Below are 25666 nucleotides of genomic sequence, written 5' to 3' on the forward strand. Positions count from 1 at the left end.
ACATCCTTTCTAAATTATATTAATTGTTCTTTATTATTTTTTAGAACCCATTTTCTTATTTATACTATCTCTAAATTTTGCTCCTGTGTTTTTACCTAATTGATAATGCTGAGACACTTTTTGTGATAGTGGACTTATTTTTTCCTCAATCTTATCTACATATGATTCATTTCCTCTATCTGCTATTTTAGGAGAATCAACTTTAGGTACAATATCATCTTTACTATTTCTTAGATTGTTATTTGGAGTATTTACTCCTTCACTTTTACTATTGAAATTTTCTCCATTCCTATTCATACCTGTTCTAATATTATTATTCCTATCAAGACCTTGTGTTGATGTTCTATTTATATCATCCTTTTTCATAGGCTCTTTAACAGGATTTCTATTTATATTATTATCTTTGTCAGATTTATTTTCCACTTTAGGTATTTTATCAATATTAGGCATTTTATCAATACTATCATTCTTATTCTTATTGTTTAAGTCGTCTATTGATTTATTGTCACCTTTATTTTCTATTTTGTCTCTAATATTTCCTAAAGGAGAATCTGTATCATCATCTAGTTTATTTCTCATATTTTCATCTTTTAATTTATTTGGAATTTGCTTATCTTGCTTTTCTTGATTATCTGGTTTCTTTATTGAAGAATTATCTTTATTAGATTCCTTTTCATCTTTTGGCTTTCTCTCTTCTTCATCTATAGGTCTATTGGATTTATCATTCAAACTTAAATCTGAATTAGCACTAGGCATTTTATCAATTTTACTAATTTTATCATCTCCATTTAAACTATTGCTTCCTGTTCTAAATCCATCAATAAAACCACTCATACCAGATGCTACAGTAGCTCCACCCATTGCAACCTTACTTGTCATATCTCTAATTGCTGAGAAACCACCTTTTACCATTTCTCCACCATGATATATTGAAGATATAACATTTCCAGTACTCACTCCAGAATTTATTCCAAAAATTCTTTCAACAATATCTGGTCCAGAAATAACTGCTGATGCTCCACCAATTAAAACTATTAATTCTGCTATTCCATCTACTTTTGAAGATGCATATGAACTAAGTAATAGATATATTTTTATTAATAAAGATATTGAAAATAATATAGCAAAAGATGAAAATAAATCTTTTACAATAGTCTTTAATCCTTGACCTGTACTTATATCTGCAAAAGAGTATAGTGTTGCAAATATTCTTTTAATTCCTATTTCAGCTATTATTTTTGCTATCCTTATTGATGAAAGCACTATGACTACAATAATACATGTTAAGGTTACTATTACATTAAAGTAGTCTAAGTGCCATCTATAATAAGATTCTCCACCCATACCAAAAAAACCATCACTTAAATCTACCAACATTTTTTTACTATTTTCATCAAAACCAATTTTCTTTGAAAATAAATCTTTATTTTTCACCTTTGAAGTATCTAATTCATCTAAAACATTTACATTCATGACTGCACTTTCAGGTATATTATTTTTAGTAGACTTATTGAAATTATTTGCTTCAAATAAATATATATCTGTCAAGTTTTCTTTAATAACCTTATTAGCCGTTGTTTCATATTTACTATTTACTGCTGATATTGCTGTATCAGTTATTTTTGCTACTTGTAACATAAATGTAGGTAACGCAACTACAACTACTACTGCAAGTGCTATATTAGTAGTTAAACCTTCTAACTTAAATTTTCTATTAAGCATTAATTGGAATCCTAAATAACCAAGTGACACCATAAAAATAACGAATATAACTGGCTTAAACATTTTTATTAACTCATTAATTTCAGGGCTATTAAAAAATCCGTTCAAAGTGTATACTTTATCAACTACACCTTCAACGGAATTAGATATCATAACTAAAAATTTTATTAAGTACCATCCAACTGCTCTAAATGCTCCTCCTATAAACTCTTTAATTACTATTATAGAATCATATTTGGATAATATATCTATCATTTCACTTTCTCCCAAAAAAAACACTCCTTTCTTTGGCTAAATTTATTTCTTACATAAGCAAATATCTAATTTAATACTTTCTTAATTGTTTCAATAAAATCTTCCCTTCCTATATCTTTTAAATAATCAAATATATCTTCTTTTGATGATAACTTTTCCAATTCTTTAATATCATCACAACTTAAAATTTTATTACCTATTTTTAAAATAATATTTTTTTGATACTCTGATATTTTTTGATTTTCTGTATCTATTTTTTCATTTTCATATGATAATGGATTTATTTTAGTTTTCATTATTGACTCTATTCGTTCTTCTATTTCTCTTTTCACCTCTTCTTTTGTCTTTTCATGAAATAAACTTAACTCTTCTAAATTCACATCTTTATGTACAGTATTAACTTGAATATCACAGAATGATTTCTTATTTCCAAAATCATCATTAAGATATTCATATCTATATCTAAATGCTCTTTCATCCCCTACCCGATTATATATTGGATATGAAATTATTTTTCTTCCTTTTAAATCTCTACGTTTTATAACCCTTACAACTACGGTTTCTCCTTCTTGTAGTTTGGTTAATTCATCTGCCTTCAATAACCTTCTTGTATCTAAGTTTTCAGTTTGACTTTTAGATAAAGAAAGTACCTTTCCTGACCTTGAACGTGTTATTACTGTTTTCTCTCCAACTAACTTTGAAAACTTTTCTGCTGTAGTGTCATCATTTGTAAGTAAATATATTTGATTACCACAATTCGCAACTATTGTATTCATATCCTTTCCATATATTTTTTCTAATTGTGAATATGCTTGTACTATTAAACTAAATCTAATATTTCTACCTAAGCACACTGTTATTATATTTGCAAAAGACTCAATTGGTGGCATATTCCCAAATTCATCTAATATAAACTCAACTCCTATCTCGCATTTTCCATTTTTGCTTAAAGATGCATTTTTTGCTAGTACATAATATAGTTGTCTTATAAAAAGACTTGCTATTTTATGATTACTAGAATCATAATCTGGAGTTACCATGAATATTGCTTTTGGTTTATGTTCTTTTGCTAGAAGATTCTTAAATCCTACACCTTTCAAATCAATTGTATTTTTAGATGTCAACTTTGCCATCTTATCCATAGTAAAAAGTTGTAATTCACTCATAGCTGTTGTAAATATACTCGCTCTAGTATTACCTTCTGCAAACCTACTTGTTGCATATTGTAATTTAGCAGCTGAGTTATTTGGTAGTTTTTTAAAATATTCATCTAAAGCATTTATATTATTACCTTGATAATCTTTTCTATTTTGAGAACCCAATGTTGAAAGCATATTCGCAACTGTATACATAGTAATTTTATGTTCTTCACCCTTTTCTATACATTCATCACATATTGCTAGTATCATTGCATTAACTAGAGCTGATGCAGAATTTTCCCAAATTGGGTCTTTCGAGTTTGGATTATGATATAATGTGTAAGTCAAGGTCTTGCATATTAATTGTGCTTCATCAATTCTTCCACCTTTATAGGACTCTAAAACCAATTGAAGAGGATTATATGATGAAGAATTTAATGGGTCTAATAGATTAAGCATTAAAACCTCATATCCTCTATCTTTAAGTGTATCGCCACACATTGCAATTAACTCACCTTTTGGATCATTTATAACCAATGATGGTTTTTCTTTTGCCCTAGAAAAAATATCTATAGTTGGTACAACATACGTTTCACCTTTACCACTTCTAGTTGTACCTATTATTAAATTATTTACAGAACTATCATCAACATATATTTCTTTTGTCTCTGGATTCCTTGAAATAGGAATACCACCCTTGCCTTCATACAATTCATCTTTTTCTGGAACTGCTTTATATTGTTCATGTATCTCTTGATTGGTTGCAAATCTTACTGTTCCTTTTTGACCTTCTTCAAATTCTGCATAAGAGGTTTTTATATTCGCTATTACCTTTAAATATGCTACTAAGAATATAAAGTAAACTATTATGTATACTGGAAAACAGGTCAAAAATCTTGGAATAAATATTCTCCATAAATTAAATTCCCCTCCATTGAAAATTTGAGTCAATGATGATATTGATTCTAATACTGTATTTAGAAAAATAGTTATTATTATAAATATAAATAAGCCTATTTTTGTTAAATATTCTTTATTCACAAGTTTCTTTGCAAACTTAAACTCTGCATTTCTAGTCTCAAAAAATGAATTAATTAAGTCTTTTATAAGTTCCAACTTATTACTCCTTTCTATAATTTTAATAATTGGCAAGTTGTAGGAATTGCACCTACTGATTTCGTTTAACTTGCATATATAGAAAGTGCTCATAAAGAGCACTTTTATAGTTTGAAAATTAAAAATTTTACGTATTTATAAGTAGAATTTAAAAAAATGAATACTGCATCAAAATGTTATACGACCTTGTAAGAACTCTGCAAATGCTTTAGCACCTAATACAAATAAGAATCCTGTACCAGCCCCTACATACCATCCTTTAGATTTATCAATACCTTTAGGTCCTCCAAAAATTTGAATTATTCCACCTATCGCAAGAGCAATTGCACAAGCAGGAAATCCCATTCTCTGAAGCCATGTAACAACTTCTAAGCCAAGATTACATAGAGAATCAATAACACCCATTACAAATCCCCTCCATTTCTATTTTCTTGATTTAATTTATCTAATCCACTACTTAACAAATTAACATTATGCATGATAAAATTATTGTGGGCTTCATTTAGCCACTCATCATAACTTTTTCCTTTTAATAAAAGAATCTGTTCTACTAACTTTTTTCTTTCATCTATCTTTGATTTAGCCAATATTTATCACTCCTTTTTAATGACATAATAAAAAAGTCCCCAGGGGACTTCTTTTGATATAATGAATTTCACTTTTTTAATTGTAACTAAACACTATTACAAAACATTTGCAAACACCTCCCTTTAAATTTTTCCAATAAAAAAAGCCCCCAGGGGACTTCTTTTTTTCATTATTTATAAACCTTTTTATTTTTTTCTATTTTCAATAACTTTTTTAATTTCATAATCATCCATTTTTATACTTATTTTTATTAACATAACTCCTATTAAAAAATTTACTATTGGTATAGCTCCTATTGCCATTTCTCTTAATATATATATATAATGTTTTTTACATTGTTTTAGTAATTCATAATTTTCTTTATTGCTTTTTATTTTTAGACTAATAGAATAAATACCTATTAAATAAATACAAATGGAAAATAGATATAATAAAAATATAATTGAGTTAATAATCATATAATCAACCCCTTCTCTTTTTTACTTTAAAAATTTGCTACTTTTACATACTTATATCCAAGACCTGTTATTTTTAGTACATCTTCTATCCATGTAGGCGTATTTATTTGAACAGATTTAAATTCATCTCCACTTACTTTATAGAAATAACCTTCTGGTATCTCTTTATATCTATCAATATATAAAATAAGACTTTCATCAATATCTTTTATATGTTTTCTAAATTTCAATGTATTCAAAAGTTCAATCGTCTCTTTTTCTACTAAAAGAATGATTGTTACACCTGTTTCTTCTGCCAAATCTTTTAATTTTTTATAATTAACTTTAATACTAAAGCTAGTTCCATCTATAAAAATAATATCAATATTATCAATTGATTTTATTACATACCTTAACATATCTTCTAGTCTGTAAAACGATAATAAACTATAACCATAAAAATTATCTTTAATACTTACTTGAAACTCCAGTTTTTCATAATCATAATTTATAAAAATAGTTTCTTCACATATGTCTTTTTCTGATAAGTATAAAATAGTATTATCTCTTGATAATTCATCCATCACTGATAGCATAATTTCAACTTTATTGCAATCCTTGTCACTCATAACAGAGATCAATTTACCAGATTCTTTTTTCCCATTTTTATTCATAGAAATATATCTCATGTCAATTTCTCCTTTATTTATTATTTAATACTTTTAGCACTCACTTACATTTACTTCTTTATCCGATTCTTCATTAATTATTCTTTCATATGTTTCAGGTTCTATATAAGCCTACACTCCATTTTCTTCCTCTACTGACTAAATCTACAAACACTGATTCTATATCAATCATCTATGGTCACCCTTCTTTTAATAATTCTTCTGATAGGTTTTCTTTTGTCCAATCTAGGATAATATTTTCTAAAAGTTCAGACCTAGAATTTTCTTTTGCCGATTCTGTTTTCGTATAATATATAAGTGCATCAGCAACAGAAATTGGTAGATTTGTACTTACTCTTACTTTTCCTTCTTCATATTCACCCATAAGATAAATTCCTTTTTGTATCTCTTTTTGTTTTTTTCTTTTTTCCAGCCTCTTCTCATCAACTTTTGTAAATTTTATATTTTTATCTCCATTCATAATTATCCTTTCTAATGTTTTAATTCAGACTTGTTTTGATAATAGTTATGCCTAATAAAAACATTATAAAAATCCCTAGTATTAAAGTATATTTTAATCCTCCAAAATAGTAACCTATTAGCAATAATATAGTTACAAACTGAATCATACCTAATGAAACAACTTTTTCAATATTATTTATCATAGTGTTCTCTCCCTCTAAAAGCCCCCAGGGGACTTTTTCATAAAAGTATTACATTTTTGAAATTTTCTTATTAATTTTTTCTAGTTTTATTTGCAAAGATTCTAATATCTTTAATATATCTTCATCATTTAAATTGAATTGTTTTTTTAATTTTTCTTTAGATTTAGTAATGTAATCTATTTTATCTTCAATATCTTTTTTCTCTATATAAAAATATCTTTTACCAGTATATTTCATTTATTGTATCACTCCAATATTTGTACACTAAAAAAGTGCCCCCAAGGGACACCTTTTTAAATCAACATAATTGTTCAAATTTACCTCTTAATCTATGAAATATTTTTTATCGGACCAAAATGATAATCTTGATATAAATTACCTTTTATATTAATAAAGTCATTTACATTTAAACTCAACATGCCTTCTGGTGTCCATACATCCATAACATTACCATATGGAACATATTTACCATCAGTAAACCATAAAGTAGTAAAATGTACTTTATCATTAAAAGGACAGTACTTATTATTTTTTAATTCAAAGCTAGAACTATATCCTTTTTTAATGCTTTGTAATACCCTATTGTACTCTTTATAATAAAATTCCGGATAATATGTAACTACATTTTGTGCACCTGTAACACTCCCTTCTGGAGCATTATATGATACATTCGCATCAACTTTAAGATTTATGCCATAACCTGATTTTATTTCTTTACCATCTGATTTTGCTGTAAGAGTTTTGGAATCTGCTTTTATATTCATAATAGCACTTAAATTTACAGTGTATGGTATCCATTTCCATTCCCACCAGCCCTCGTCAACCCATTCTCCACCACCTTCTCCATCTGAATAATATACCCAATGAGCAACCCAATAACAATCCCATTCTCCATAAGTTGAAGTTGTTTTTCCCTTATCATCTGGTAGATTTGGTATTTTAAATTTACCATTATTATCAGTATACTTTGACTCTGCTTTATCTTTAGCCTTTGGATCTGGTGGAGTTTTTTCTTCCAAGTTACTTACATTAGCAATAATTTTAGACGTTTCACTTGTTGCATTTGATGAAACAGTAATAATTATTTTTTCTGCTGTTTTCGGTGTATGCCACTTTACCCATGCATATTGTTCTCCACCTTCTTTCGGTAAGTAAATGTCTTTCATTGTATATGTTTTATCTTTTATTTTAAAACTTACATTCACAGGATGATCTGGAGTTCTATTTCTACCACTAATTAATATAGATGATATAACATCTGTATCAGTTCTGTATTCATACTCTTTTGTATCTGTATTTCCTTCATCTTCATTTGGTTTAGGTGGTGTAGGTGTAGGGTCTGGTTTTATATCAATATCTGGTGGTTTTTCTTCTTCACTTTCATTTCCAAAGTAAATTATACCTAAGCCTAGTTTATCTTTTATAGTAGAGTTCAATTGCTTATTGTTAGTAGTTCCCTTCCAAGCAGGAAAACCTAAGTCTGCATTTTCTAAAAATAAAGCAAAAGGTAGATTTTTATGAGTAAAGGAAGGCATTTTTGACCTTAAAGTACCTTTTAATTGTTCATCATATAGTGCTGCTTCATGTGCTGTAAGTGCATATCTTTCACCTTTTATTGTACAATATCCAATTGGCTCTATTAAAAGTTTGTATTCTCCACCAATTAATTCTTCATAGTTCATGCCAGTTAATTTAACCAGTGTTTGTATAAATACCTTATCACAAAAATAAGCTTTTATTTTTTTCATGTCTGGTTTACGATTATTACTTTTAATTATTATGGGAATATTACCACTACTTGGTCTTTTACTTACATACCCTTTAGTAGCTGTATTATATCGTGTTAACTTAGTTCCATTTTTATATGATATTTTAGATACTTTTCCAAAATGATATTTTACATTTGGATTTTTTACATTTGTGAAATCTATAGGTGTCGTTACTGGTTGTTTAGTTTCATCTTTTATAACAGTTACTCTAACACCTTCTTCACCAGGAGTCCATTTATATCCTTTAACAACACCTCCCATATTACCTCCACCAGTATCTACATTCCCATTCCCATCTCCAAATACGAGAATTGGCATTATAAGAAAAATACATAAAAAAGTTATTATTTTTTTCAATATTTTCACTCCTTAAATCAAAACTAAAAAAGAGTGTAAAAATTTACACTCTTTAAAACTTTATCTTAAATTACATATCTGCTACTATATTTCCCCATTCACCTTCCATTTCTATTTCATCTTGTATATTTCCTGTTTTATTATCATCAGAAGATTGTGGGTTATTCTTTTCTTCTTCTCCATTTAAAACATTTAAACATCTATTAATTGTAGTATTGTTTACACCACCAATTACATCAAACTTATTCATTCCTTTTAACACACTTTTATCACTAACTTCATCAGCTAATACTATTGGTTTATTTTTTGCAATTGTAGAACCTGTTAATGCATCAATTAATGTATATGCTTTTGTTATATAACACTCTTTCACGTCTTTATAGAAATATGATATTACTTCTTTATTTGTCTTAAATCTATCTATACCACTTATTCTTACTGATTTTGTCTTGCTTACTAAATTATCACTCATACTAGATTTTCCACCAATTACATAGGTCTTTAATCCTTCTGTATTAAATGGAATATTATTTCCATCAGTAAGTATAATTGGAGTTTTATCTCTTACTGCTACAGATGCAACACTCATTGAATCTGCTTCTCCTTTATAGGCATTAGTAAATATTACATTTTTCACCTTATTTATAGAATCTATTGCTTTTGCCACATTATAACTTGTTTCTATTCTATCTTTTCCACTAATTCTTTTAACTTCCATTCTTCTCATAGTTAGCATTTGTTCTACATCTGTACTAATAGAATCTGCCCCACCAATTATGTACAGTTTAGTCACTGTGTTAAGTCTTTCAAGTGTTTCATTTGGAACATTATCCTTTTGAGTTAATAGAATTGGTGCATTTTCACTTCCAGCTAAACCACTTGCACTAAGTCCATCAGCAATACTTTTATCTGAATTTACAATTATAGCAGTAGTATATTTCTGTTTATCTGCAATAAGACCTGCTGTTTCATATCTGTTTTTTCCAACTATTTTATCAATATCTTTAAGTTGCATTGCATTTGAAACTAATGTACTACTACCAACTAAAAATGTTACAGTCAACCCTAATGATAATATTCTTTTCATAATTTTCATAAATTTTCCCCCTCATAAATAACTTAACTTTATTATATATTAAACTATCTCATATTTGCTATTATATTTCCCCATTCACCTTCCATTTTAACTTCTTCTTGTATATTACCTGGATTCAATGTTTCTTCCTTATTATTACTTTCTTCATTTTCACTAATATCATCAGACCCTTGATTATTAGAATTATGTATCACTTCATCTTTTGCATCACTTGGTCTTTTTATTGGTCTTGTTTTCTTTTGTATCTCTTCCTTTGTACCTTCTTTTCCTTTTGAAGTATTGTTTATTTGACCATCAGTATTATTTTTCTTATTAACAGTATTTTTTAAATTTTTTTTAGGTTCATTTATTTTTGTACTTCCGTTTGATATATCTACAGTTGGAATCTCTATATAATCATCTTTTTTAACATTAATAATTTGTTCTTTTCCTTTATTTTCATTTTTAGTTATTTGAATTTTCTCTCCTGGTTTTTTTAAAGATAAAAAAAAACCTACACTAAGCATTAATACAATAATTATAGAGAAAATAATTATTATATATTTATTTTTATTTAGTTTTTTCATACTGAAAATCCTCTCTAAAGAATTTTATTAAATTTCCTCGCATCCAATAAATCTAGCATAGTCTCTTATACTTTGTCTTTTTTCCTCTGACTTACAATTAAAAGCTATTATATACTTTTCATTTTTTCCCATGAATTTTATATAATGTTCCTCAGTATAATACATCCTATTTGTTACTGTTCTAAAAGCCTTTAATTTTCCGCTTTTATCCCAGTTTTTAAGTGTTCTAACTGTTACACCTATTATATTAGCAAATTCTTCAGGTTTATAATTCAATATACTCACTTCCTTCTATAAGTATATTATATCATATTTTTCATATTTTTTCATTATATAATAGTATTTTTTTCATCTTTTTTCCAATTAAAATTTAGTAGAACATGCACTATATACCTGTATTTTAGTTTCCAAGGGTTTTACTTTCTCAAAACCAAAAGATGAATAAATCTTTACACTTAAAGTACCTTTAACAGTAAATTTTTCAGCTTTGCTAATGTCTTTTGGATTAATTTCTCTATTTATAATTTCTAAATTTATATCCTTAATCTCATATTCAGCTCCATCACCTTTAGGCTTTATATATTTATTTCCTTCTTTTTTAAGACCAAGCTCTTTCTTCAAGCTCTCTTCTATATTCCCTTTATCAATATTTACTTCCCATGTATCATTTTTTCCCAATTTATAAGCCGTTCCATAAGAACGTCTCAAAAATGGATATAATTCATCATAGTTTTCTATTGTAATTGATGTTATTGATCGTTGAAAACCATCTCTTACACTTTTTAGAAGAAGTGGATTTCTCATATATTCACAAATGGCAACAAACAATATTATAATTATTAGAACAGTTGCTAAACCAATTATAAATGAGTTCCCATCTTTATTTTTTAATATTTGTTTTACTTCCAATATTGCTCACTCCTTCCTGTTGCTTTGGAAGGAATATCTATTGGTATAGAACCAAACTCAAAGAAGCCAATGTCAACGGTCTTTTTTAATGTCAGCTTTATTTCTTCATTTATCTGAATCTTATGTGTTCCATTTATATATGTTGTATCCCATTTTATTTCATCTGGTTCAACACCTGTTTGTTCTTTTAATGTTTGTACCCTTTTATCTATATTCTCATTAATCTCACCTGTCAATTCTGCTTCTCTCATGAGAGAACTTGAAAATTGGTCTAACTGATATTTAGTAGTAAATACAGGTAATGCATTAATGGCAAATGCAATAATAAGAAATATTATAAATAAAATAATAGGAGTTCCTAATGCCAAATCCCAAAAACCATGATTATTTTTCAATACATTCTTCATCTTCATCCTCCTAGAACATAGTTTTTAGTGAATCAACTAAATTTATTCCTAATACTCCAAATATACATATAAAGAAACTTAATCCCATATATCCAATATATTTATCGAACTCTTTTGCTTCTTTTTCTATTAATTCCTCTAGTTTCTGGTATCTGAATTTTTCCAATTTATATCCTAGTGTTTGAAAATATACTACCTCATCATTTCCTGTTATGACACCTATTAACCCTCTAACAATCTCTGTTAAAGATTGAATACCAATCCTAGAATCAAATCTTCTAAGTGCCTCTATATAGCTTCCAGAAGTCATATCAGCTAATGTTATCTCTAATTCTTGTCTGAACTCTTCATTCGCACTTTCTTTATAATTTTTTATTATACTTACAACATCTCTACTACATTTTAATTCTTGTGTAATTGAGTATACAAACTCTGGTAATTCATATTCTATTATCATTTTTTTAGTTTTAATAATTCTATTTGCTTTCGTTATTTCAGTATAAAAATAATATATAGATAATATAAAACACAGTGCTTTCAATTTTGGAAAAATCATAGCTATTGGTATAATAGATACTAAAAATATAATTAAAGCTTTTATAATTGAACTGGCTATGTATGATTCAGGAGATAATTTTATATTTGCTGATTTTAGTGTAGATTTCATCATCTCTCTTCTATAATTATTAAGCTTTATAAATTTAGATAGTTTTATAGCACAATCACGAACAAAATCATCCAAAGATTGATTTTTTCTGTTAATTTTTAATACTTGTGATAACGCTTTAGAATAAATTCTATTTGGCAATTTTAAACTTCCTTCTAATATTTTATAAACTCCAAAAGAAATTAGTATTATAATAATGAATATCAAAATATCACCTCCTATTTCTTGATAATATCTTTATAATTTGATGGCTCATATAGTTTAAATAATTTTAAAACACCCAAAAAAGTTGTAAAAACAACTAAAGTAAATAAAAGTTTACCTATGGATGTAAAATATAATATATTTGCCCAATCTTCATTTATAAATTTCAAGAAAAGCATTATAAAATATATTAAGACATTAATAATAATAAACAAAAATGTACGATTAAGTATTTTACTTTGTTTCTTCTTATTTAATACTTCTACTGATGCAAATCTCTCTATAGTAGATGATAATGGAGCTTTTAAATTTTGATTGGATTGACAAGCAATTACTCTCGTTATCCATTCTTCAAAAACATCATTATCAAACTTTGATTTTAAATTTTTCAGAGCTAATTCAACACTTGAATTTACATTATTTACTTCATTTAAAAAACATTCAAATTCTTTTCTTATATGCAAACCTGTATTGTTAACACTTTCTTCTATTGAATTTATTATATCACTATTTCTCATATATGAAGTTGTTATCATTGATAAAGCTACACTAAGTTCTATATCAACTTTTTTCTTATATAAAATAAAAGCAAATTTTACATATTCAAATGGAAGAATTAAAAAGCCAATCATTAATACTGGTATTAAAAAGTTATTATTTATTGAAACTGACAAAAATACACCTACTATTGATAAAAATAGAGAAATTATACATATTGTTGAAAATACACCAATCTTATTTGTAGACTCTAATATATTTTTAGCATCTTTGATTATTTTTTTTAATCCTTTTTCTTTCTTATTTTTTGTTTCAATTGCAATTATATCTTTTAGATTATGTTTTTCTTTATCTTTTGTTAAAGAATTTATCATATCTTCATATAATTTTATTGGTGATACATCACACATTATTAAAATCCCTACAGAAATTCCAATAAATGAAATTAAACTTATCAAATCCATATCATCACCCTTATTAATTTAATATTTTATCTAGTTCTTCATCTGTAATTCCATTTTCTATTAATCTTTTAATAAGATTATCTGAGATATTATTTACCTTTTCAAATCTTCCCTTAATTTGAAGTTGTCCATTAACTTTGACTTGTTTTTCTATCTTATATTCAAATAACGTTTTAATTTCTCTCTTTCCATCCAAATTTATAACACATTCTGTTATCTCTAATATTTTTCTGGAGAAATCTTTTAATCTTTTTTGAAATACCATAATTGGAAAAGCTTTAGTCACATTATTATATAAAGTTTCATCATCCATATTAGATTTATACTTACATAAATCTACTATCCTTGAATATCCATCTCGACAAGAATTTGTATGTAAAGATGTCATAAATGGATGTCCTGTATTTGCTGCTTTTTGTGCTTCATAGGCTTCTCTACCTTTCATTTCTGATATAACAAAATAATCTGGATTCATAGTCATAGATATTTCTAACAACTTTTCTTGGTCTATATCTTGTTTTGAATCTTCGCTATGTTTTGTTACCAAATGAATCGCCTCATTTATTACTTCTCCATTTTTTCTTTTAACTAAATCAAACTCTCTAACTTCTTCTTCTATAGTTACAATTCGATCATCATTTGAAACGGCTTCACTAAGTACACCAGTTAGACTTGTTGTCTTTCCACTATTCGTTGGTCCTGCAAAACATTCACTAATGCCATATTTATAACATAAAATAAGAGTATCAAACATTTGTCTTGTTCCAGTACCTTTTTTAACAAAATCATCTATAGTAAGATTTTGTGGATTTATAATACGGATTGAGACTGCTACCCCTCTATCAGAATCAACACATCCCATTCCAACTGCTGTAATTCTTATATTCTTTGATAAATGTCCTCTTACAGTTGGTTTAGAATTATCAAAAGTTATATTAGATTTTCTAAGTAACTTTCGTATTACGTTAACTGCATGTTCTGGACTACTAAACTTTTCTTTTGTAAACTCTTTATGTCCATCTCTAAAAGTTATTCTTGTTGAATCCCATCCATTTATATTTATTTCTTCTACATTTCTATTAAAGAGATATTTATCTAAAAAATCAAATCCTGATGTTGCAGAGATTAATTCTTTTACTAAATCTTCTTTAGACTTATCTTCTACAATTATCCCATAATCATCTATATATTTTGATATATAAGCTCTTAATTGTTCTTTTCTTTGTCCATCATCTTTATTTATTAAACCAGAATATTTTGTAGTTATAAATTCTCTAATTTCTTCTAAAACATCTTGATACTCCCTATAATCTAAATCAGAATTATTTTTCAAAGATATAACTTTTTTGTTTAAATTAGAATTTCTAAATTCTGATGTAAAATCCATCAATTTTTTCCTTTCCTAAAAAATCTATTTTTTTCTTTTAATTCTTGATTAGATATTAGGGATACTATATTTTTAATTTGATTATTATATATTTTTTTTCTTTTAGATACTAATTCAGAAAATAATTCACCACAAAGAAATTGTTCTCTTACTTCTTCTAAATAACATATTTTATTTTTGATATTATAAACTTCTTCAATATCATTTATTGCATCTGACTCTCTCACACTTGATAAAACTGGTCTATGTTTACTTATATCAAATGCTTGGTCTATTAATAAATGTAAACTTGAATCAAAATATGATATTGATTTAGGATCTGGAGTAATAGTTCTAATGACATCACTAGCCATTTCTAGTGCAATTGTAGTCAGTTGATCATTTAAAAAATAACTTGAACAATCAACAATAACATAATCAAAACAATCCATTTTTTTTAACATATTAAAAAATGTCACTACTCTTTCACTTGAATATTCTGGATATGAATATAAATTTTCTGACTGTTTATATCCTAATGTTGCTATATATTTATTCTTATCTACTGTAATAAGATTTTCAAATATAGTTTCTCTTTCCAAAGAAATTGAAGACAAAACATTTCCTATAGACTTATCATGTTCTTTTGAATATGGTAAAACAGTATTAACTACTGGACATAAGTAGTCACAAAAGATAATAAGGACATTTTCTTTGTTTAAAGAAAATTCTCTAGCAATCTTTATACTTAATGTTGTTTTACCACTATTTGGGCTACCCCATATAGCAATAAATTTCTTTGCCATTTTTCACACTCCTACTCTTCATTTTTTGATGTCTTTACATCTAAAGTTTTAGTTACAAGTGATTTTATTGCTTTATCTTGTTCCTCTATAAATTTGTCTGCATAATAATCTGTCCCTCTATAAATTAGAGAAATATGCATTTTACTCTCAACTTCCAATTTAGCTAATAATTTTGTTTGTTCTTCATTAGCCATAACTGTTATTGTTGTTGGCAAATCATTTTCATTTTCGTTTTCATCACTTTTTATAACATCATTTTCTTTATCAGCTCCTTTAGCATTTGTTACTGCTAAAACCCTTACATATTTCAGTTCTGGTGGTTCTATAGTCTTTTTATCATCTCCAAAATCAGTAGCTATTATGGAAATTATATCTCCTGTTTGTAGTTTTCCAGAAAGACCTGATGCAAAGTCTTTTATTGTTATAGAAATAGCTCTTTTTTCACCATTTAAACCATATAAATACTCATTTTCAGCCACAGGTTGCATTGATAATTTTGATTTTAAAACAAGGTCATCCTTTTCCATATCTACAATTGCATATTTACCAACTACATCCTTTTTTTGTTTCAAAAATGATGATGGTAAACTTTTTGAATCTGATGTATTTATTTCTCTAACTTGGCTATCATTTATTTTTTCTCCTCGCTTTATTGTTTTTGATACTCTTACAAAAGTCGTTTGAGATTTTATTTTCTGATAAGTAGGTGAGATAAATGCTATAGAACAACCTATTATCAATGATAATAAACCAATAAATTTTTTATTTCTAAACAACATTTTTATACTATCCATTTTTTACCTCCATTTATTATATTAGACATGATAAAAAGCACCCTATAGATAAATAAGGTGCTAATGCAATTTGCTTTTTAAATGCTTTTTTATTAACTATCAACATTATAAGATTAATTAATAACGCTAGTAGCAAACATCCTATAATAAATTTAAATGTTTCAGTACCTTTAAAACCAATAAAAAATCCATTACTTGCCATGAATTTTATATCTCCTCCTCCTATACCTCCTGTTATATATGCAGCTATAAAAAATGGTACAGATAAAACAAATAAATTTAGTACAGATGAGTAAAAATCAATATTTATTAAACCTAATAAGAATATTAAAATATGAATTTCATTAGGTATAATTTTAGTTTTAGAATCTACATAACTTGTATACAATAATATTTGTACATAAATAAAATATTTAATAATTAATGTAATATCTTCAAAAAAATTAAATATTGTAACAGACAATATTATTTCAAGTAATATTAATAGAATCCAACCTTTTAAACTCAATCTCATTTTTTCATCATTTGGTAAAATACTTATCTTTGATAATATATAATATTTCATATTATAATCTAAATACTAAACATATTGATAATCTTAGATTTAAATGATGGGAACATATCATCATTAAGAAAACCTGCTATGAACTTTAACAATAATCCTGCTACAACAATAAGTATTATCCCTACTAGAATATTTTGAAGAGTAAATTCAATAGCACCTTTAGAATTACATAAGATTTTTTTCTGTTTAGCTATTGTTTTTTTTAATTTACATTGTACTCTTAAAATAAATAAATTAATTAATTTGGTAATTTTTTGATTAATCTTTAACATAAAATTACTAGATTGAGTTATCATTTTAGTACCTAATAACAAATTTTTCATTATTTCTCCTCCTTTTTAATCTTATCTATATAAAAAAAAGTACCCCTAGAAAGTACTTTTTGTAATCAAATTAAAAATAGTCCCCAGGGGACATATTTATTTTTTCTTTTTGAACCACCTCTAATTTTTTTATACATTATGTAATCTATTGTACTTCCCAGTCCTTGAACTATGAAAAGAAATATTCCACTTATTAAAGTAAGTTTAAAAATGTTCGATAAAATTAAAATTTCTTTTGTATAATTTATATAATGAAATTCTAAGTAATTATTCATTAGTTCCATTATCCAAACAATTAAAAACAACATAATACTCAGTCCTATTAAAATAAGTCCTGATGATCCTATGTCAATTTTCCTAGTTTTACTTCTTGCTATATTGTTATTCACAAAAAACCTCCTAAATATTTTTCTTATTGCTTAAAACTAATTCTTTCTTTTACTAATAATCCTCTTCACTCATACAAGTATCTAAATTTGATTCAGAAATCACATTAATAACTAAAAGAAAAATTATCATTAATAAAGACAATGGTACAACAACAAGCATTATTTTCAACTCCTTTCAATTTATTTTCATAATCTTTAAAACAGCTAAAAAAGAAGCCCCAAGGGACTCCTTTTTTAGAAAATTTATCAACTAAAAAATTACCTCAATTTATAAACTTCAAATTTTAAAAATACTATTTTAATTCATATACTGTTTTATCCTTATATCTTAATTTCTCAAATTTAAATATAGCATTTTTTTTTGAATACATTCTTAAAGATGAATTTAAAATTTGATACTTTTTATTTAATCCTGTATATTTTATAACTTTATTTTTTTCATTTACAAATATTATATAATTCCTATCATCATCTATTTCTTTATAAGAAGATGAAAATAAAATATCATCTACAATATCATATTTGTTTACTTTATCATTACAAATATAAACTTTTTTGAAATTAAAATCTGGATTATATCTTGAGTTTTTATCAAAGTAATGCATACTAGATAAAGTTATCACACTTACGATAATCATTCTCCAGCCCCTACTTATTTTTACTTTACTTTTATGTTTGATACCAAAGTCGCCAAAACACACTAAAACTATAGCTAAAATCCATATTAAAAATATTGCAAAATTTGTATTACTCATATATAAATAAAAATAAAATAGATCGTATAATTAAAAAGATATTGTTCTCTCCTAACTAAAGTTTAATTAATTTATTAGATATGAAAATTCTTATTTTCTGTAAAAAAGAGGGGGAAGGAGACAACTATCCGTCTCCTAAAATATTTTATTTGAAACTGAACCTGTATATAAAATCTATTTAATAAATTCCATATACAGGTTCAGTTTTATGGAATTACTTATACATAGCCTCTTTAAATTTTAATACAATAAATATATTTATCCCTCCAAGTGTTCCTAAGAAAATAAGTTTAAAAAAAGATTTCATTATTATATCAATAAACATCTTTGCATAAATAAACAACTCCTCTAATCATAATATTACCCTCACATTCTAAGTCCCCTGGAGACTTTTTTAATTAGATACTAAAAATATCAATATATTTTTTTTTTATATTTTTTAGGTATGTCATATGGTTTTAAACCCCTTTTATCATTAAACTTTAAATTACCATTTCTATCATTTTCATAACTTTGTCTATTATATTTAAGAAAGGAACTATCACTTATATGAGTCTTATTATGCCTGTCTAATAATTTCAATGTATCTTTTCTTATTATTCGATTTTCTTTATGTATATTTTTTAAATCTACACAATTTCTATAGATGCATAAATTAACTGTATTTGCTTCTTTATTTAAAATGTCTGCTATTTCTTTTGCTTTATATCCTTTTGTATATAATCTTTTTACTGTTTCTATATCTACTACCTTTTCATTATTCTTTTTATGTATATTTTTTAAATCCACACAATTTCTATAGATGTATAATTTAACTGTATTTGCTTCTTTATTTAAAATATCTGCTATTTCCCTCGCATTATACCCTTCTGAATATAGTTCTTTTACCTTATCTACAGCAGAATCACTATTCTTTTTATGTATATCTTTCAAATGAGCAAAATTTCTACTTATGCATTTTCTTACACTTTCAAAGTTTACTTTTAATAAAATTGAAATTTCTTTTGCATTATGTCCTTTTAAATATAGATGTCTTATTTTTTCTTTATCTAATTCTCTCAACTTACTCCTCCTTAAAAAAGTACATAAATATAGAGTTATTTAATTTTTATTACATTTGTTACATTTTGGGACATTTTTAGTTTGTTAACATATTTTTTGCCAATTCAATTACAAACTAAAAAAAAGATACCTTAGAGCATCTTTTATATTAAGTTACAAAAAGACAATCTCTTTTCGGCAACTGGCTGACTTAGCTAATTAGCCTTAGTCCCTATAGTTTTGCGTCACTAAATTTCTCTAGCTTTGCCCTTATATTCAGTTTTTATGCTTCCATAAATTCTCTACTCGCATTAAAGATATCATAAATAGAAACACCGTATATTTTAGATAGTTTTATAGCTTTATCTAAACTTATTTTTGTAGACCTCTCAATTCCTGTAATTCCAGATGTTGTCATGTTTAGAAATATAGCAACATCAGTTTTTGTAAGACCACTTTTTTCTCTTAATACAGATAATTTATTTTTTTTCAATTAAAAATCACCTTCTTTGTTTTTTTATTTAAAATAAATAATATATTTTAAAAATTAACACAATAATTTTTATTGTGTCACAAATTAAGCTATAAATTATTTACATCTACATTAGTTTTCTCTTTTTCATCAGATTTTTTATTATTAGTAGATGAATTTTGTAATGAATGAAACCAATATGCTAATTTTTCTATATTATCCAAATCATTTACATCTTTTACTTCATATAAATGACTTTTTATTCTTGCTATTAAATTCTCTTTATCTTTCATAAAACCACCTCTTTGCGTGTGTATATATACAATTATATAGCCATATTGGTGTATATGTACACATTATACCATTGCTTATTATTTTTTTCAATAGATAAATGTAATAATATACACCTTTAATAAAATAGTTGTGTAGCCTAACACATAATTCAATGGTATAATAATCTAAAGAGGTGATTTTATGTGCGAAATAGATAAAGATACAAAAACAAGATTTGTTGAAATAAGAAGAGAAAAAAATCTAACTCAAGAGCAACTCGGAGAAATATTAGGTGTCACTAGAAATGTAGTTGCAAATATTGAAAACGGTCGTATGGTGGCTAGTAAATTATATGTTAACCACTTTTGTTCTAAATTTAATATAAATAAGGACTGGCTTCTTTATGGAGTTGGTAATAAAGATAGAGATTATTTAAGTGAATCAGAAGAAAAATTATTGCTACAAATATTACCAGATATTTTTTCAGATATAGCTCTTGATAACAAATCTAAAATGAGAAATATTATTGAGTTATTACCAGAGTTAGATGATGAGTATTTAGAAATAATAGAAAAACTTATTAAAGGTATCATAAAAAAATAACCCTGTTAATGGGCTATTTTTTTTTCTATTCGTTTTAAATATTGATAAGTAAATTCAAGAACTCTTTCATTACGAATAATTTTTATAATATGAATCATTTCTTTTTTCATTTTTTCTTCAAGTTCTTTTTCTATCATACCATTTCCCCCTAAGAATAATCTTTTACCCTATAATTAATCTTTTAACTTATTTACATTTTAGCACAAAAAATTACTTCAAAAATATTGGTACGACCTATATTTCAGTGTTTTTTTTACATATTACCTTATATATTTTATAAAATATAAATTATTCTACATACGTACAATATATTTTCATTTTAAATCTATAGAATTATGATATTTTTAATATTTTCCAGTATTTTCTAAATATATATTATTAAAAAAATTATTTATTTTTCTATTTTTCGACATATAATGTAAGAGGGGGTGATTAATTGTTGAACAAAACATTAATGTATATTTAAATAAATATGTATGTATACAAATTTAAATATGTTTTTTCAGTATAATAATATGAAAAATGTGTTAAAATCTAATCGTAAATCAAAAAAACTAACTCAAAATCAGCTGAGTAAATTGGCTAATATAAGCCAAAGTTATATTTCTGACCTAGAGAAGGAATATTTTGTACATAGCCCAACAGTAAAACAAATTATATCACTCTCAAAAGCCCTTTCCATTGAACCATGTGAATTAGCAGAATATTTTATTAAAAAAGAAATTGAATCAAAATAAGATAGGAGGTATATTATGGAGAAATATTTTTTAGATGAACTTAATAAGTTAAATAATCCAACTATTAGTGAGATTATAGAAGTATCAGAAAAACTATCATTAAGTCCATTTATTATTGTATCTTATTTCATTGAAAAAGAAGAGGAAAGTAGCAGCTCTATTTAAAAGTTTTTTCTAAACTGTATATATAAAATAAGTATTTATTAATACTTTTGAGATAATTTTTCTATAGTAAGAATATTTTATAAAAAAAGATAAAGAATAGTACTTTTGATGGTTACAAAGGTACTATTTTTTAATAAATATAAGTAATATTGTTATATACATGAAATTACATACATGAAATTACTACAGTAATTACGTACAGTAATTAGCAAATGATTGTAATAGAAGAAGAGTAGTAATTACAATATCTTTAAGAAATATAAATTTAAAATATTTAAAAACTGTATATAAATAGTTTTTGTTTATTTATAATTTATTTTATTTTTAATATAAATAAACTTTGCTTATTTATAATTTATTTATATATTTGGATAATAAAATTTTTATTATTAATAAAAAATTTTCTATTGTGTATAATTTTAATATAAAAAAACATCAAAAATAGAACTAATAGAAGAGTTTTCATTCTAAGTAGTTCTATTTTTGATAAGTGAAGATTTGAATATAAACACTAATAGGAGTAGCCAAAATTAAATTTTTTGAACTACTCCCTATTATTATAGATTTTTATACTACTAATATCATATTACTATTTTTAAGCTTCCATTTTTATTTATGTTTTTAACAATTATAGTTCTTATAAATGCACCTGGATTTTTTATTTCACTATAATTTATATCATTTTCATCAATTGTATATTCATTAAAAACATAGTTTAGAGTTTTTAACACTATATTAATACTATACTGTATAGATAAACCAACTAAATCATTTATAATAAGTTCTTTCTCTAATTCAAGTTGTCTATTTAAATCTTCTTTATATAATTTATGTTTATCTAAATTAACTTGTTCCAGCACTTTGCTATAATTAGCACTTAAAGAGCAACCAGTATTGCTAAAGAATTTCTCTATCTTTTCTTTAATAAAATTAATATATCTATTTCTAACCTTTTCTTTTGTTTCATAACGACTTGTATCTATTCTATTGTTACTTATATTAAATAAAGTCTTAGAACCTTTCAAAAAGGCTTCTAAACGCTTACTTGATTTTCGTAAATAGCTTGGAAGAACAGATATAAGATTTTCTTTATTAAATTTAACTTTTTTACCTTTGCTTGTATTAGCATCAGCCCAAAGTAATTTTTTTATTTCTAATTTTAACTCATTAACATTATCAAATTTAAGTAAATGTTTTAATGTATCTAAAGACATAGTTATATAACCTTGTCCACCATCAGATTTTTTTAAATGATTTTTATACTCACCATCTATAACTATATCAAATTTACCCCTTTTAACTTTTGTAGAGTAAACTAGTCCAGCTTCAATCAAAATAGAATGATTATATCTTGCTGTTACAACAGAAACATTACATATATCAGCTATATTTTTAAAAGAAACAGATTTTCTAACGAAATTCTTATTACAAGGTATAAAATGATAAGCTATAAATTGTTTAATAGCTGACTTACTTAAAGAGATAGTTTTATTTTCATTTGTTACAATCTCCATTGTACCAATTGTATTAGTTTCTTTTTCAATTACATAAGAAAATTCTGTAAAAGTTTTTATTTTAGGACAATTTGAACAGAAGTCATCTAATCTATCTTCATGTAAAGAATAGTTTTTTCTGATATTACATGAATTACAAACAGAATGATCTGTTTTTTCTATTTTTCTTGTAGACGTTTTAAAGATACCCAGCATATCTTTAAGCTTTGACTTTGACATTCGGGTAATAGGTTTTAAATTATGTATTACTGTAAACTGGCTATCCATATTGAGACACCTCCTTTATATGTGTAAAACATATAAAAAAGCCTTAATATTATTATATATCAAGGCTTTGAGACATCATATTTACAGTAACTTCCATAAGATTTAATCTAAAATAAGCATCAAAAGTATTGCAAGTAATCATAAAATATGATATTATAATCATAAATTATGAAGTAAATGAGGTCTACATGGGCACATGATAATTAATATTTGCGTTCTACTTTAAAGTATTAATTGTCAGATTGGTAAGTGAATTGGCGTTCCTTATCAATCCTGTGAGTTGTAGGCTTTTTTTATTTGTTTTATTATATTATATTTTATATTTTAATTTTTTGCAATTATTTTTATATTAATATTTAATATTATCAGTTTTTGTAACTATGTTATTTAATCATTCCGAGTAGAGAAACCACTCAATTCCTTTGAATCTATTTTTTTTAAAATAGACTTAATTTCTTCTTTATCTTGATTGTTTAAATGTTTAAAACGACTTGCAAAAGCAAAAACTAGCTCTTTTTCATCTTTATTTAAATCTGTAGTATTTATTTTAACTTGGGTTGCAGAATGAAGTATAGATTTTTTTAATCGACCTCTTTCATCTTCATTTAAATTATATTCTTTTATTAGTATGTCTAGCCATTTTTTAGGAATGCTTCTTTTTCCTGTTTCAACAGCTGATAAGTGGGATAATGTCACATTCAATTTTTCTGACATATCTTTAAGTTTTTCATCATTATCAGTCCTTATTTTTCTTAACATTTCTCCAAATGGTGTTATATCAAGTTTCATATACATCATCCTCCTTAACATACCTATATGTTACCATTATTACAATGTAAATTCAACAATAATTGATTATTTTTTTTTAGAAATATTAGACTTTAACTTTTAATACTTTTATTGGCCAACAATAGTTATCTATAAAAGTATTAAAAATACTAGTTTTTATAAGTAAGAGAGTAGTCAATTATGATATAATAAGTAAAAGAAAATTACTTTTTATACAAATTCTAATAATTTACTCATTAAAAAAATCACTTCTTTACAGCTGATAAAGAGTGATTTTTTTAATGAATATTGTAGGACCAGATGAATTTATATTTAATGTATTGAAATAACTTAATTTTTATATGCAAAAACGTAACTTTTTTAATTTTTTTAAATAATATTTCTATATTTAATACTTAAATCGTTCTGATCTAAAAGAAATAATTATTTAAAATGAAAAATAATTTCGTTTTTGCAAAGTACTATTTACTTTATAAGTTTATTTTTTAGGTAATATTTTTAATAATTTATTCCTACTAGGTATATTTAAGTTTTAAATATTTGATAAATAAATATTTAAAACTTACAAAAAAAAGAAAATGGACTATATCGAAAACACGACTAGCCCAAACACAAAATATTTCTATGGTGATAAACAATCTGACCAGGACATTTTAACCATAGACTTTTACATTAACGAGTACAATGACAACGACACAATACTAAATAACATATTAGATATTGGTTATATCAATATACAACGAAAAAATTCTTCTATTTATAAATTATATAATAAATTTGTTCAAAATGCTAGATATTTTCAGTAGAGTAGAGTCCAGAAATTATTGATTATTCTTTTTGAACTTAACTTTTAGTTCAAAACTAAAGCTACTCTTTTGAACTGGAACCCTATTTTTGGACAAATTTTTAAACCACTCCAAAAATAGGTTTTTTTATTCTCTTTTTTCAAATATAATAAAATTAAAAACGAGGAAAATATATGAAAAAATATTATTCAGAAGATGTCATAAAACTTTTAATAAAAAATATAAATATAGAAAAAATGACCAACAATTCTATTGTTTTTACAAAAGAATTTAAACTACATGCTGTTAGAGAAAATCTTGAAAAAGGTAGATTTCCAAAAGATATATTTTTAGAAGCAGGTATTGATTTAAAAATAATAGGATTTGATAAACCAAAAGATTGTCTTAGAAGATGGAGAAAAATCTACTTAAAACAAGGCGAAGCCTCTCTTGTATCTAAATCAAGTAGAGAATTAAATCTAAAAAAGAAAACAA

The 25666-nt window shown here is 25.2% G+C and carries 33 protein-coding genes, 1 pseudogene and 1 riboswitch; of the genes and pseudogenes, 4 read left to right on the forward strand and 30 right to left on the reverse strand.

Annotated features, from left to right (window positions below):
* Positions 1 to 33: 33 nt before the first annotated feature.
* The 27 genes from KGF42_RS08470 to KGF42_RS08600 form a co-directional block, all read right to left on the reverse strand.
* Positions 34 to 1992, reverse strand: a complete 1959-nt coding sequence (locus KGF42_RS08470; protein WP_227826122.1) for a pLS20_p028 family conjugation system transmembrane protein — start codon at positions 1990 to 1992, stop codon at positions 34 to 36.
* A gap of 50 nt (positions 1993 to 2042) precedes the next feature.
* Positions 2043 to 4232 (reverse strand): VirD4-like conjugal transfer protein, CD1115 family, encoded by a 2190-nt coding sequence (locus KGF42_RS08475; RefSeq protein ID WP_227826123.1) that lies wholly within the window; start codon positions 4230 to 4232, stop codon positions 2043 to 2045.
* 168 nt (positions 4233 to 4400) lie between these two features.
* Positions 4401 to 4637, reverse strand: coding sequence for a hypothetical protein (locus tag KGF42_RS08480; RefSeq protein WP_107594972.1), 237 nt, complete (start codon positions 4635 to 4637; stop codon positions 4401 to 4403).
* Complete coding sequence (locus tag KGF42_RS08485; RefSeq protein ID WP_227826124.1) at positions 4637 to 4819, reverse strand: hypothetical protein; 183 nt, start codon at positions 4817 to 4819, stop codon at positions 4637 to 4639. Before KGF42_RS08485 ends, KGF42_RS08480 begins: the two co-directional genes overlap by 1 nt.
* Before the next feature lie 186 nt (positions 4820 to 5005).
* Positions 5006 to 5278, reverse strand: coding sequence for a hypothetical protein (locus KGF42_RS08490; RefSeq protein WP_021424726.1), 273 nt, complete (start codon positions 5276 to 5278; stop codon positions 5006 to 5008).
* Positions 5279 to 5304: 26 nt separating this feature from the next.
* Positions 5305 to 5946, reverse strand: coding sequence for a hypothetical protein (locus tag KGF42_RS08495; protein ID WP_135325867.1), 642 nt, complete (start codon positions 5944 to 5946; stop codon positions 5305 to 5307).
* Positions 5947 to 6124: 178 nt separating this feature from the next.
* Positions 6125 to 6406, reverse strand: coding sequence for a hypothetical protein (locus KGF42_RS08500; protein ID WP_135325866.1), 282 nt, complete (start codon positions 6404 to 6406; stop codon positions 6125 to 6127).
* A gap of 19 nt (positions 6407 to 6425) precedes the next feature.
* On the reverse strand, positions 6426 to 6590 hold the full coding sequence (locus KGF42_RS08505) for a hypothetical protein (protein WP_158221809.1): 165 nt from the start codon (positions 6588 to 6590) through the stop codon (positions 6426 to 6428).
* Between the two features lie 48 nt (positions 6591 to 6638).
* Entirely contained in the window at positions 6639 to 6827 is a 189-nt protein-coding gene (locus KGF42_RS08510; RefSeq protein ID WP_135325865.1) for a hypothetical protein, read from the reverse strand.
* Between the two features lie 92 nt (positions 6828 to 6919).
* A complete protein-coding gene (locus tag KGF42_RS08515; protein WP_227826125.1) occupies positions 6920 to 8716 on the reverse strand; it encodes a copper resistance protein NlpE in 1797 nt (598 codons plus the stop codon).
* A 70-nt stretch (positions 8717 to 8786) separates the two neighbouring features.
* Positions 8787 to 9812 carry a cell wall-binding repeat-containing protein gene (locus tag KGF42_RS08520; RefSeq protein ID WP_227826126.1) on the reverse strand — a complete coding sequence of 342 codons (1026 nt, stop codon included), beginning with the start codon at positions 9810 to 9812 and terminating at the stop codon, positions 8787 to 8789.
* 44 nt (positions 9813 to 9856) lie between these two features.
* Positions 9857 to 10378 carry a hypothetical protein gene (locus KGF42_RS08525; protein ID WP_135325862.1) on the reverse strand — a complete coding sequence of 174 codons (522 nt, stop codon included), beginning with the start codon at positions 10376 to 10378 and terminating at the stop codon, positions 9857 to 9859.
* 27 nt (positions 10379 to 10405) lie between these two features.
* Complete coding sequence (locus KGF42_RS08530) at positions 10406 to 10654, reverse strand: MerR family transcriptional regulator (protein WP_021424717.1); 249 nt, start codon at positions 10652 to 10654, stop codon at positions 10406 to 10408.
* 87 nt (positions 10655 to 10741) lie between these two features.
* On the reverse strand, positions 10742 to 11287 hold the full coding sequence (locus tag KGF42_RS08535; protein ID WP_021424716.1) for a hypothetical protein: 546 nt from the start codon (positions 11285 to 11287) through the stop codon (positions 10742 to 10744).
* Positions 11278 to 11694: a DUF4320 family protein gene (locus KGF42_RS08540; protein WP_158221810.1), complete on the reverse strand. Its 417-nt coding sequence runs from the start codon at positions 11692 to 11694 to the stop codon at positions 11278 to 11280. The genes KGF42_RS08535 and KGF42_RS08540 overlap by 10 nt, the downstream gene beginning before the upstream one ends.
* A 10-nt stretch (positions 11695 to 11704) precedes the next feature.
* Positions 11705 to 12568 (reverse strand): secretion protein F, encoded by an 864-nt coding sequence (locus KGF42_RS08545; protein ID WP_135325861.1) that lies wholly within the window; start codon positions 12566 to 12568, stop codon positions 11705 to 11707.
* Between the two features lie 11 nt (positions 12569 to 12579).
* Entirely contained in the window at positions 12580 to 13527 is a 948-nt protein-coding gene (locus tag KGF42_RS08550; protein ID WP_227826127.1) for a hypothetical protein, read from the reverse strand.
* 13 nt (positions 13528 to 13540) lie between these two features.
* Positions 13541 to 14914, reverse strand: coding sequence for an ATPase, T2SS/T4P/T4SS family (locus KGF42_RS08555; protein ID WP_227826128.1), 1374 nt, complete (start codon positions 14912 to 14914; stop codon positions 13541 to 13543).
* Positions 14914 to 15699 carry an AAA family ATPase gene (locus KGF42_RS08560; protein WP_124983528.1) on the reverse strand — a complete coding sequence of 262 codons (786 nt, stop codon included), beginning with the start codon at positions 15697 to 15699 and terminating at the stop codon, positions 14914 to 14916. Before KGF42_RS08560 ends, KGF42_RS08555 begins: the two co-directional genes overlap by 1 nt.
* A gap of 11 nt (positions 15700 to 15710) precedes the next feature.
* On the reverse strand, positions 15711 to 16493 hold the full coding sequence (locus KGF42_RS08565; protein WP_227826129.1) for an RcpC/CpaB family pilus assembly protein: 783 nt from the start codon (positions 16491 to 16493) through the stop codon (positions 15711 to 15713).
* A 16-nt stretch (positions 16494 to 16509) separates the two neighbouring features.
* The gene (locus KGF42_RS08570; RefSeq protein ID WP_227826130.1) at positions 16510 to 17058 is read right to left on the reverse strand and encodes a prepilin peptidase; all 549 of its coding nucleotides are present in this window, start codon (positions 17056 to 17058) and stop codon (positions 16510 to 16512) included.
* 8 nt (positions 17059 to 17066) lie between these two features.
* Positions 17067 to 17381 carry a hypothetical protein gene (locus KGF42_RS08575; RefSeq protein ID WP_124983530.1) on the reverse strand — a complete coding sequence of 105 codons (315 nt, stop codon included), beginning with the start codon at positions 17379 to 17381 and terminating at the stop codon, positions 17067 to 17069.
* Positions 17382 to 17446: 65 nt separating this feature from the next.
* Positions 17447 to 17770 carry a hypothetical protein gene (locus KGF42_RS08580; RefSeq protein WP_102815144.1) on the reverse strand — a complete coding sequence of 108 codons (324 nt, stop codon included), beginning with the start codon at positions 17768 to 17770 and terminating at the stop codon, positions 17447 to 17449.
* A gap of 293 nt (positions 17771 to 18063) precedes the next feature.
* Entirely contained in the window at positions 18064 to 18408 is a 345-nt protein-coding gene (locus KGF42_RS08585; RefSeq protein WP_227826131.1) for a hypothetical protein, read from the reverse strand.
* A gap of 531 nt (positions 18409 to 18939) precedes the next feature.
* Complete coding sequence (locus KGF42_RS08590; RefSeq protein WP_227826132.1) at positions 18940 to 19587, reverse strand: hypothetical protein; 648 nt, start codon at positions 19585 to 19587, stop codon at positions 18940 to 18942.
* Between the two features lie 173 nt (positions 19588 to 19760).
* Positions 19761 to 19845, reverse strand: a riboswitch (cyclic di-GMP riboswitch).
* Between the two features lie 4 nt (positions 19846 to 19849).
* Entirely contained in the window at positions 19850 to 20059 is a 210-nt protein-coding gene (locus tag KGF42_RS08595) for a helix-turn-helix transcriptional regulator (RefSeq protein ID WP_021424700.1), read from the reverse strand.
* Positions 20060 to 20148: 89 nt separating this feature from the next.
* Positions 20149 to 20331 carry a hypothetical protein gene (locus tag KGF42_RS08600; RefSeq protein WP_109277234.1) on the reverse strand — a complete coding sequence of 61 codons (183 nt, stop codon included), beginning with the start codon at positions 20329 to 20331 and terminating at the stop codon, positions 20149 to 20151.
* A gap of 181 nt (positions 20332 to 20512) precedes the next feature.
* Here KGF42_RS08600 and KGF42_RS08605 point away from each other — a divergent pair, with 181 nt between their 5' ends.
* Complete coding sequence (locus KGF42_RS08605; RefSeq protein WP_021424698.1) at positions 20513 to 20914, forward strand: helix-turn-helix domain-containing protein; 402 nt, start codon at positions 20513 to 20515, stop codon at positions 20912 to 20914.
* Between the two features lie 5 nt (positions 20915 to 20919).
* Here the strand turns inward: KGF42_RS08605 and KGF42_RS19830 are convergent, their stop codons facing one another.
* A complete protein-coding gene (locus KGF42_RS19830) occupies positions 20920 to 21051 on the reverse strand; it encodes a hypothetical protein (RefSeq protein ID WP_021424697.1) in 132 nt (43 codons plus the stop codon).
* 357 nt (positions 21052 to 21408) lie between these two features.
* On the opposite strand from KGF42_RS19830, the gene KGF42_RS08610 reads away from it, so the two are divergent.
* Together KGF42_RS08610 and KGF42_RS08615 are read left to right on the forward strand one after the other, a co-directional pair.
* Positions 21409 to 21651: a helix-turn-helix domain-containing protein gene (locus KGF42_RS08610; RefSeq protein WP_227826133.1), complete on the forward strand. Its 243-nt coding sequence runs from the start codon at positions 21409 to 21411 to the stop codon at positions 21649 to 21651.
* A gap of 15 nt (positions 21652 to 21666) precedes the next feature.
* Entirely contained in the window at positions 21667 to 21816 is a 150-nt protein-coding gene (locus KGF42_RS08615; protein WP_160115613.1) for a hypothetical protein, read from the forward strand.
* A gap of 581 nt (positions 21817 to 22397) precedes the next feature.
* Here the strand turns inward: KGF42_RS08615 and KGF42_RS08620 are convergent.
* Positions 22398 to 23597 carry a hypothetical protein gene (locus KGF42_RS08620; protein WP_227826134.1) on the reverse strand — a complete coding sequence of 400 codons (1200 nt, stop codon included), beginning with the start codon at positions 23595 to 23597 and terminating at the stop codon, positions 22398 to 22400.
* Between the two features lie 387 nt (positions 23598 to 23984).
* The gene (locus tag KGF42_RS08625) at positions 23985 to 24386 is read right to left on the reverse strand and encodes a helix-turn-helix domain-containing protein (RefSeq protein WP_096269273.1); all 402 of its coding nucleotides are present in this window, start codon (positions 24384 to 24386) and stop codon (positions 23985 to 23987) included.
* 979 nt (positions 24387 to 25365) lie between these two features.
* On the opposite strand from KGF42_RS08625, the pseudogene KGF42_RS08630 reads away from it, so the two are divergent.
* Positions 25366 to 25666, forward strand: a pseudogene (locus tag KGF42_RS08630) (hypothetical protein); the annotation flags it as partial.

Source organism: Clostridioides sp. ZZV15-6383 (assembly GCF_020657735.1).
Lineage (GTDB): Bacteria > Bacillota > Clostridia > Peptostreptococcales > Peptostreptococcaceae > Clostridioides > Clostridioides difficile_D.

Coding starts and splice junctions, on each gene's coding strand:
- KGF42_RS08500 (WP_135325866.1), bottom strand. CDS start 6,406: ATGAATGGAGATAAAAATATAAAATTTACAAAAGTTGATGAGAAGAGG.
- KGF42_RS08510 (WP_135325865.1), bottom strand. CDS start 6,827: ATGAAATATACTGGTAAAAGATATTTTTATATAGAGAAAAAAGATATT.
- KGF42_RS19830 (WP_021424697.1), bottom strand. CDS start 21,051: ATGATAGAAAAAGAACTTGAAGAAAAAATGAAAAAAGAAATGATTCAT.
- KGF42_RS08540 (WP_158221810.1), bottom strand. CDS start 11,694: ATGAAGAATGTATTGAAAAATAATCATGGTTTTTGGGATTTGGCATTA.
- KGF42_RS08575 (WP_124983530.1), bottom strand. CDS start 17,381: ATGAAAAATTTGTTATTAGGTACTAAAATGATAACTCAATCTAGTAAT.
- KGF42_RS08555 (WP_227826128.1), bottom strand. CDS start 14,914: ATGGATTTTACATCAGAATTTAGAAATTCTAATTTAAACAAAAAAGTT.
- KGF42_RS08490 (WP_021424726.1), bottom strand. CDS start 5,278: ATGATTATTAACTCAATTATATTTTTATTATATCTATTTTCCATTTGT.
- KGF42_RS08520 (WP_227826126.1), bottom strand. CDS start 9,812: ATGAAAATTATGAAAAGAATATTATCATTAGGGTTGACTGTAACATTT.
- KGF42_RS08525 (WP_135325862.1), bottom strand. CDS start 10,378: ATGAAAAAACTAAATAAAAATAAATATATAATAATTATTTTCTCTATA.
- KGF42_RS08620 (WP_227826134.1), bottom strand. CDS start 23,597: ATGGATAGCCAGTTTACAGTAATACATAATTTAAAACCTATTACCCGA.
- KGF42_RS08615 (WP_160115613.1), top strand. CDS start 21,667: ATGGAGAAATATTTTTTAGATGAACTTAATAAGTTAAATAATCCAACT.
- KGF42_RS08605 (WP_021424698.1), top strand. CDS start 20,513: ATGTGCGAAATAGATAAAGATACAAAAACAAGATTTGTTGAAATAAGA.
- KGF42_RS08625 (WP_096269273.1), bottom strand. CDS start 24,386: ATGAAACTTGATATAACACCATTTGGAGAAATGTTAAGAAAAATAAGG.
- KGF42_RS08610 (WP_227826133.1), top strand. CDS start 21,409: ATGTTTTTTCAGTATAATAATATGAAAAATGTGTTAAAATCTAATCGT.
- KGF42_RS08585 (WP_227826131.1), bottom strand. CDS start 18,408: ATGATTATCGTAAGTGTGATAACTTTATCTAGTATGCATTACTTTGAT.
- KGF42_RS08565 (WP_227826129.1), bottom strand. CDS start 16,493: ATGGATAGTATAAAAATGTTGTTTAGAAATAAAAAATTTATTGGTTTA.
- KGF42_RS08495 (WP_135325867.1), bottom strand. CDS start 5,946: ATGAGATATATTTCTATGAATAAAAATGGGAAAAAAGAATCTGGTAAA.
- KGF42_RS08570 (WP_227826130.1), bottom strand. CDS start 17,058: ATGAAATATTATATATTATCAAAGATAAGTATTTTACCAAATGATGAA.
- KGF42_RS08560 (WP_124983528.1), bottom strand. CDS start 15,699: ATGGCAAAGAAATTTATTGCTATATGGGGTAGCCCAAATAGTGGTAAA.
- KGF42_RS08600 (WP_109277234.1), bottom strand. CDS start 20,331: ATGAAAGATAAAGAGAATTTAATAGCAAGAATAAAAAGTCATTTATAT.
- KGF42_RS08550 (WP_227826127.1), bottom strand. CDS start 13,527: ATGGATTTGATAAGTTTAATTTCATTTATTGGAATTTCTGTAGGGATT.
- KGF42_RS08480 (WP_107594972.1), bottom strand. CDS start 4,637: ATGGGTGTTATTGATTCTCTATGTAATCTTGGCTTAGAAGTTGTTACA.
- KGF42_RS08505 (WP_158221809.1), bottom strand. CDS start 6,590: ATGATAAATAATATTGAAAAAGTTGTTTCATTAGGTATGATTCAGTTT.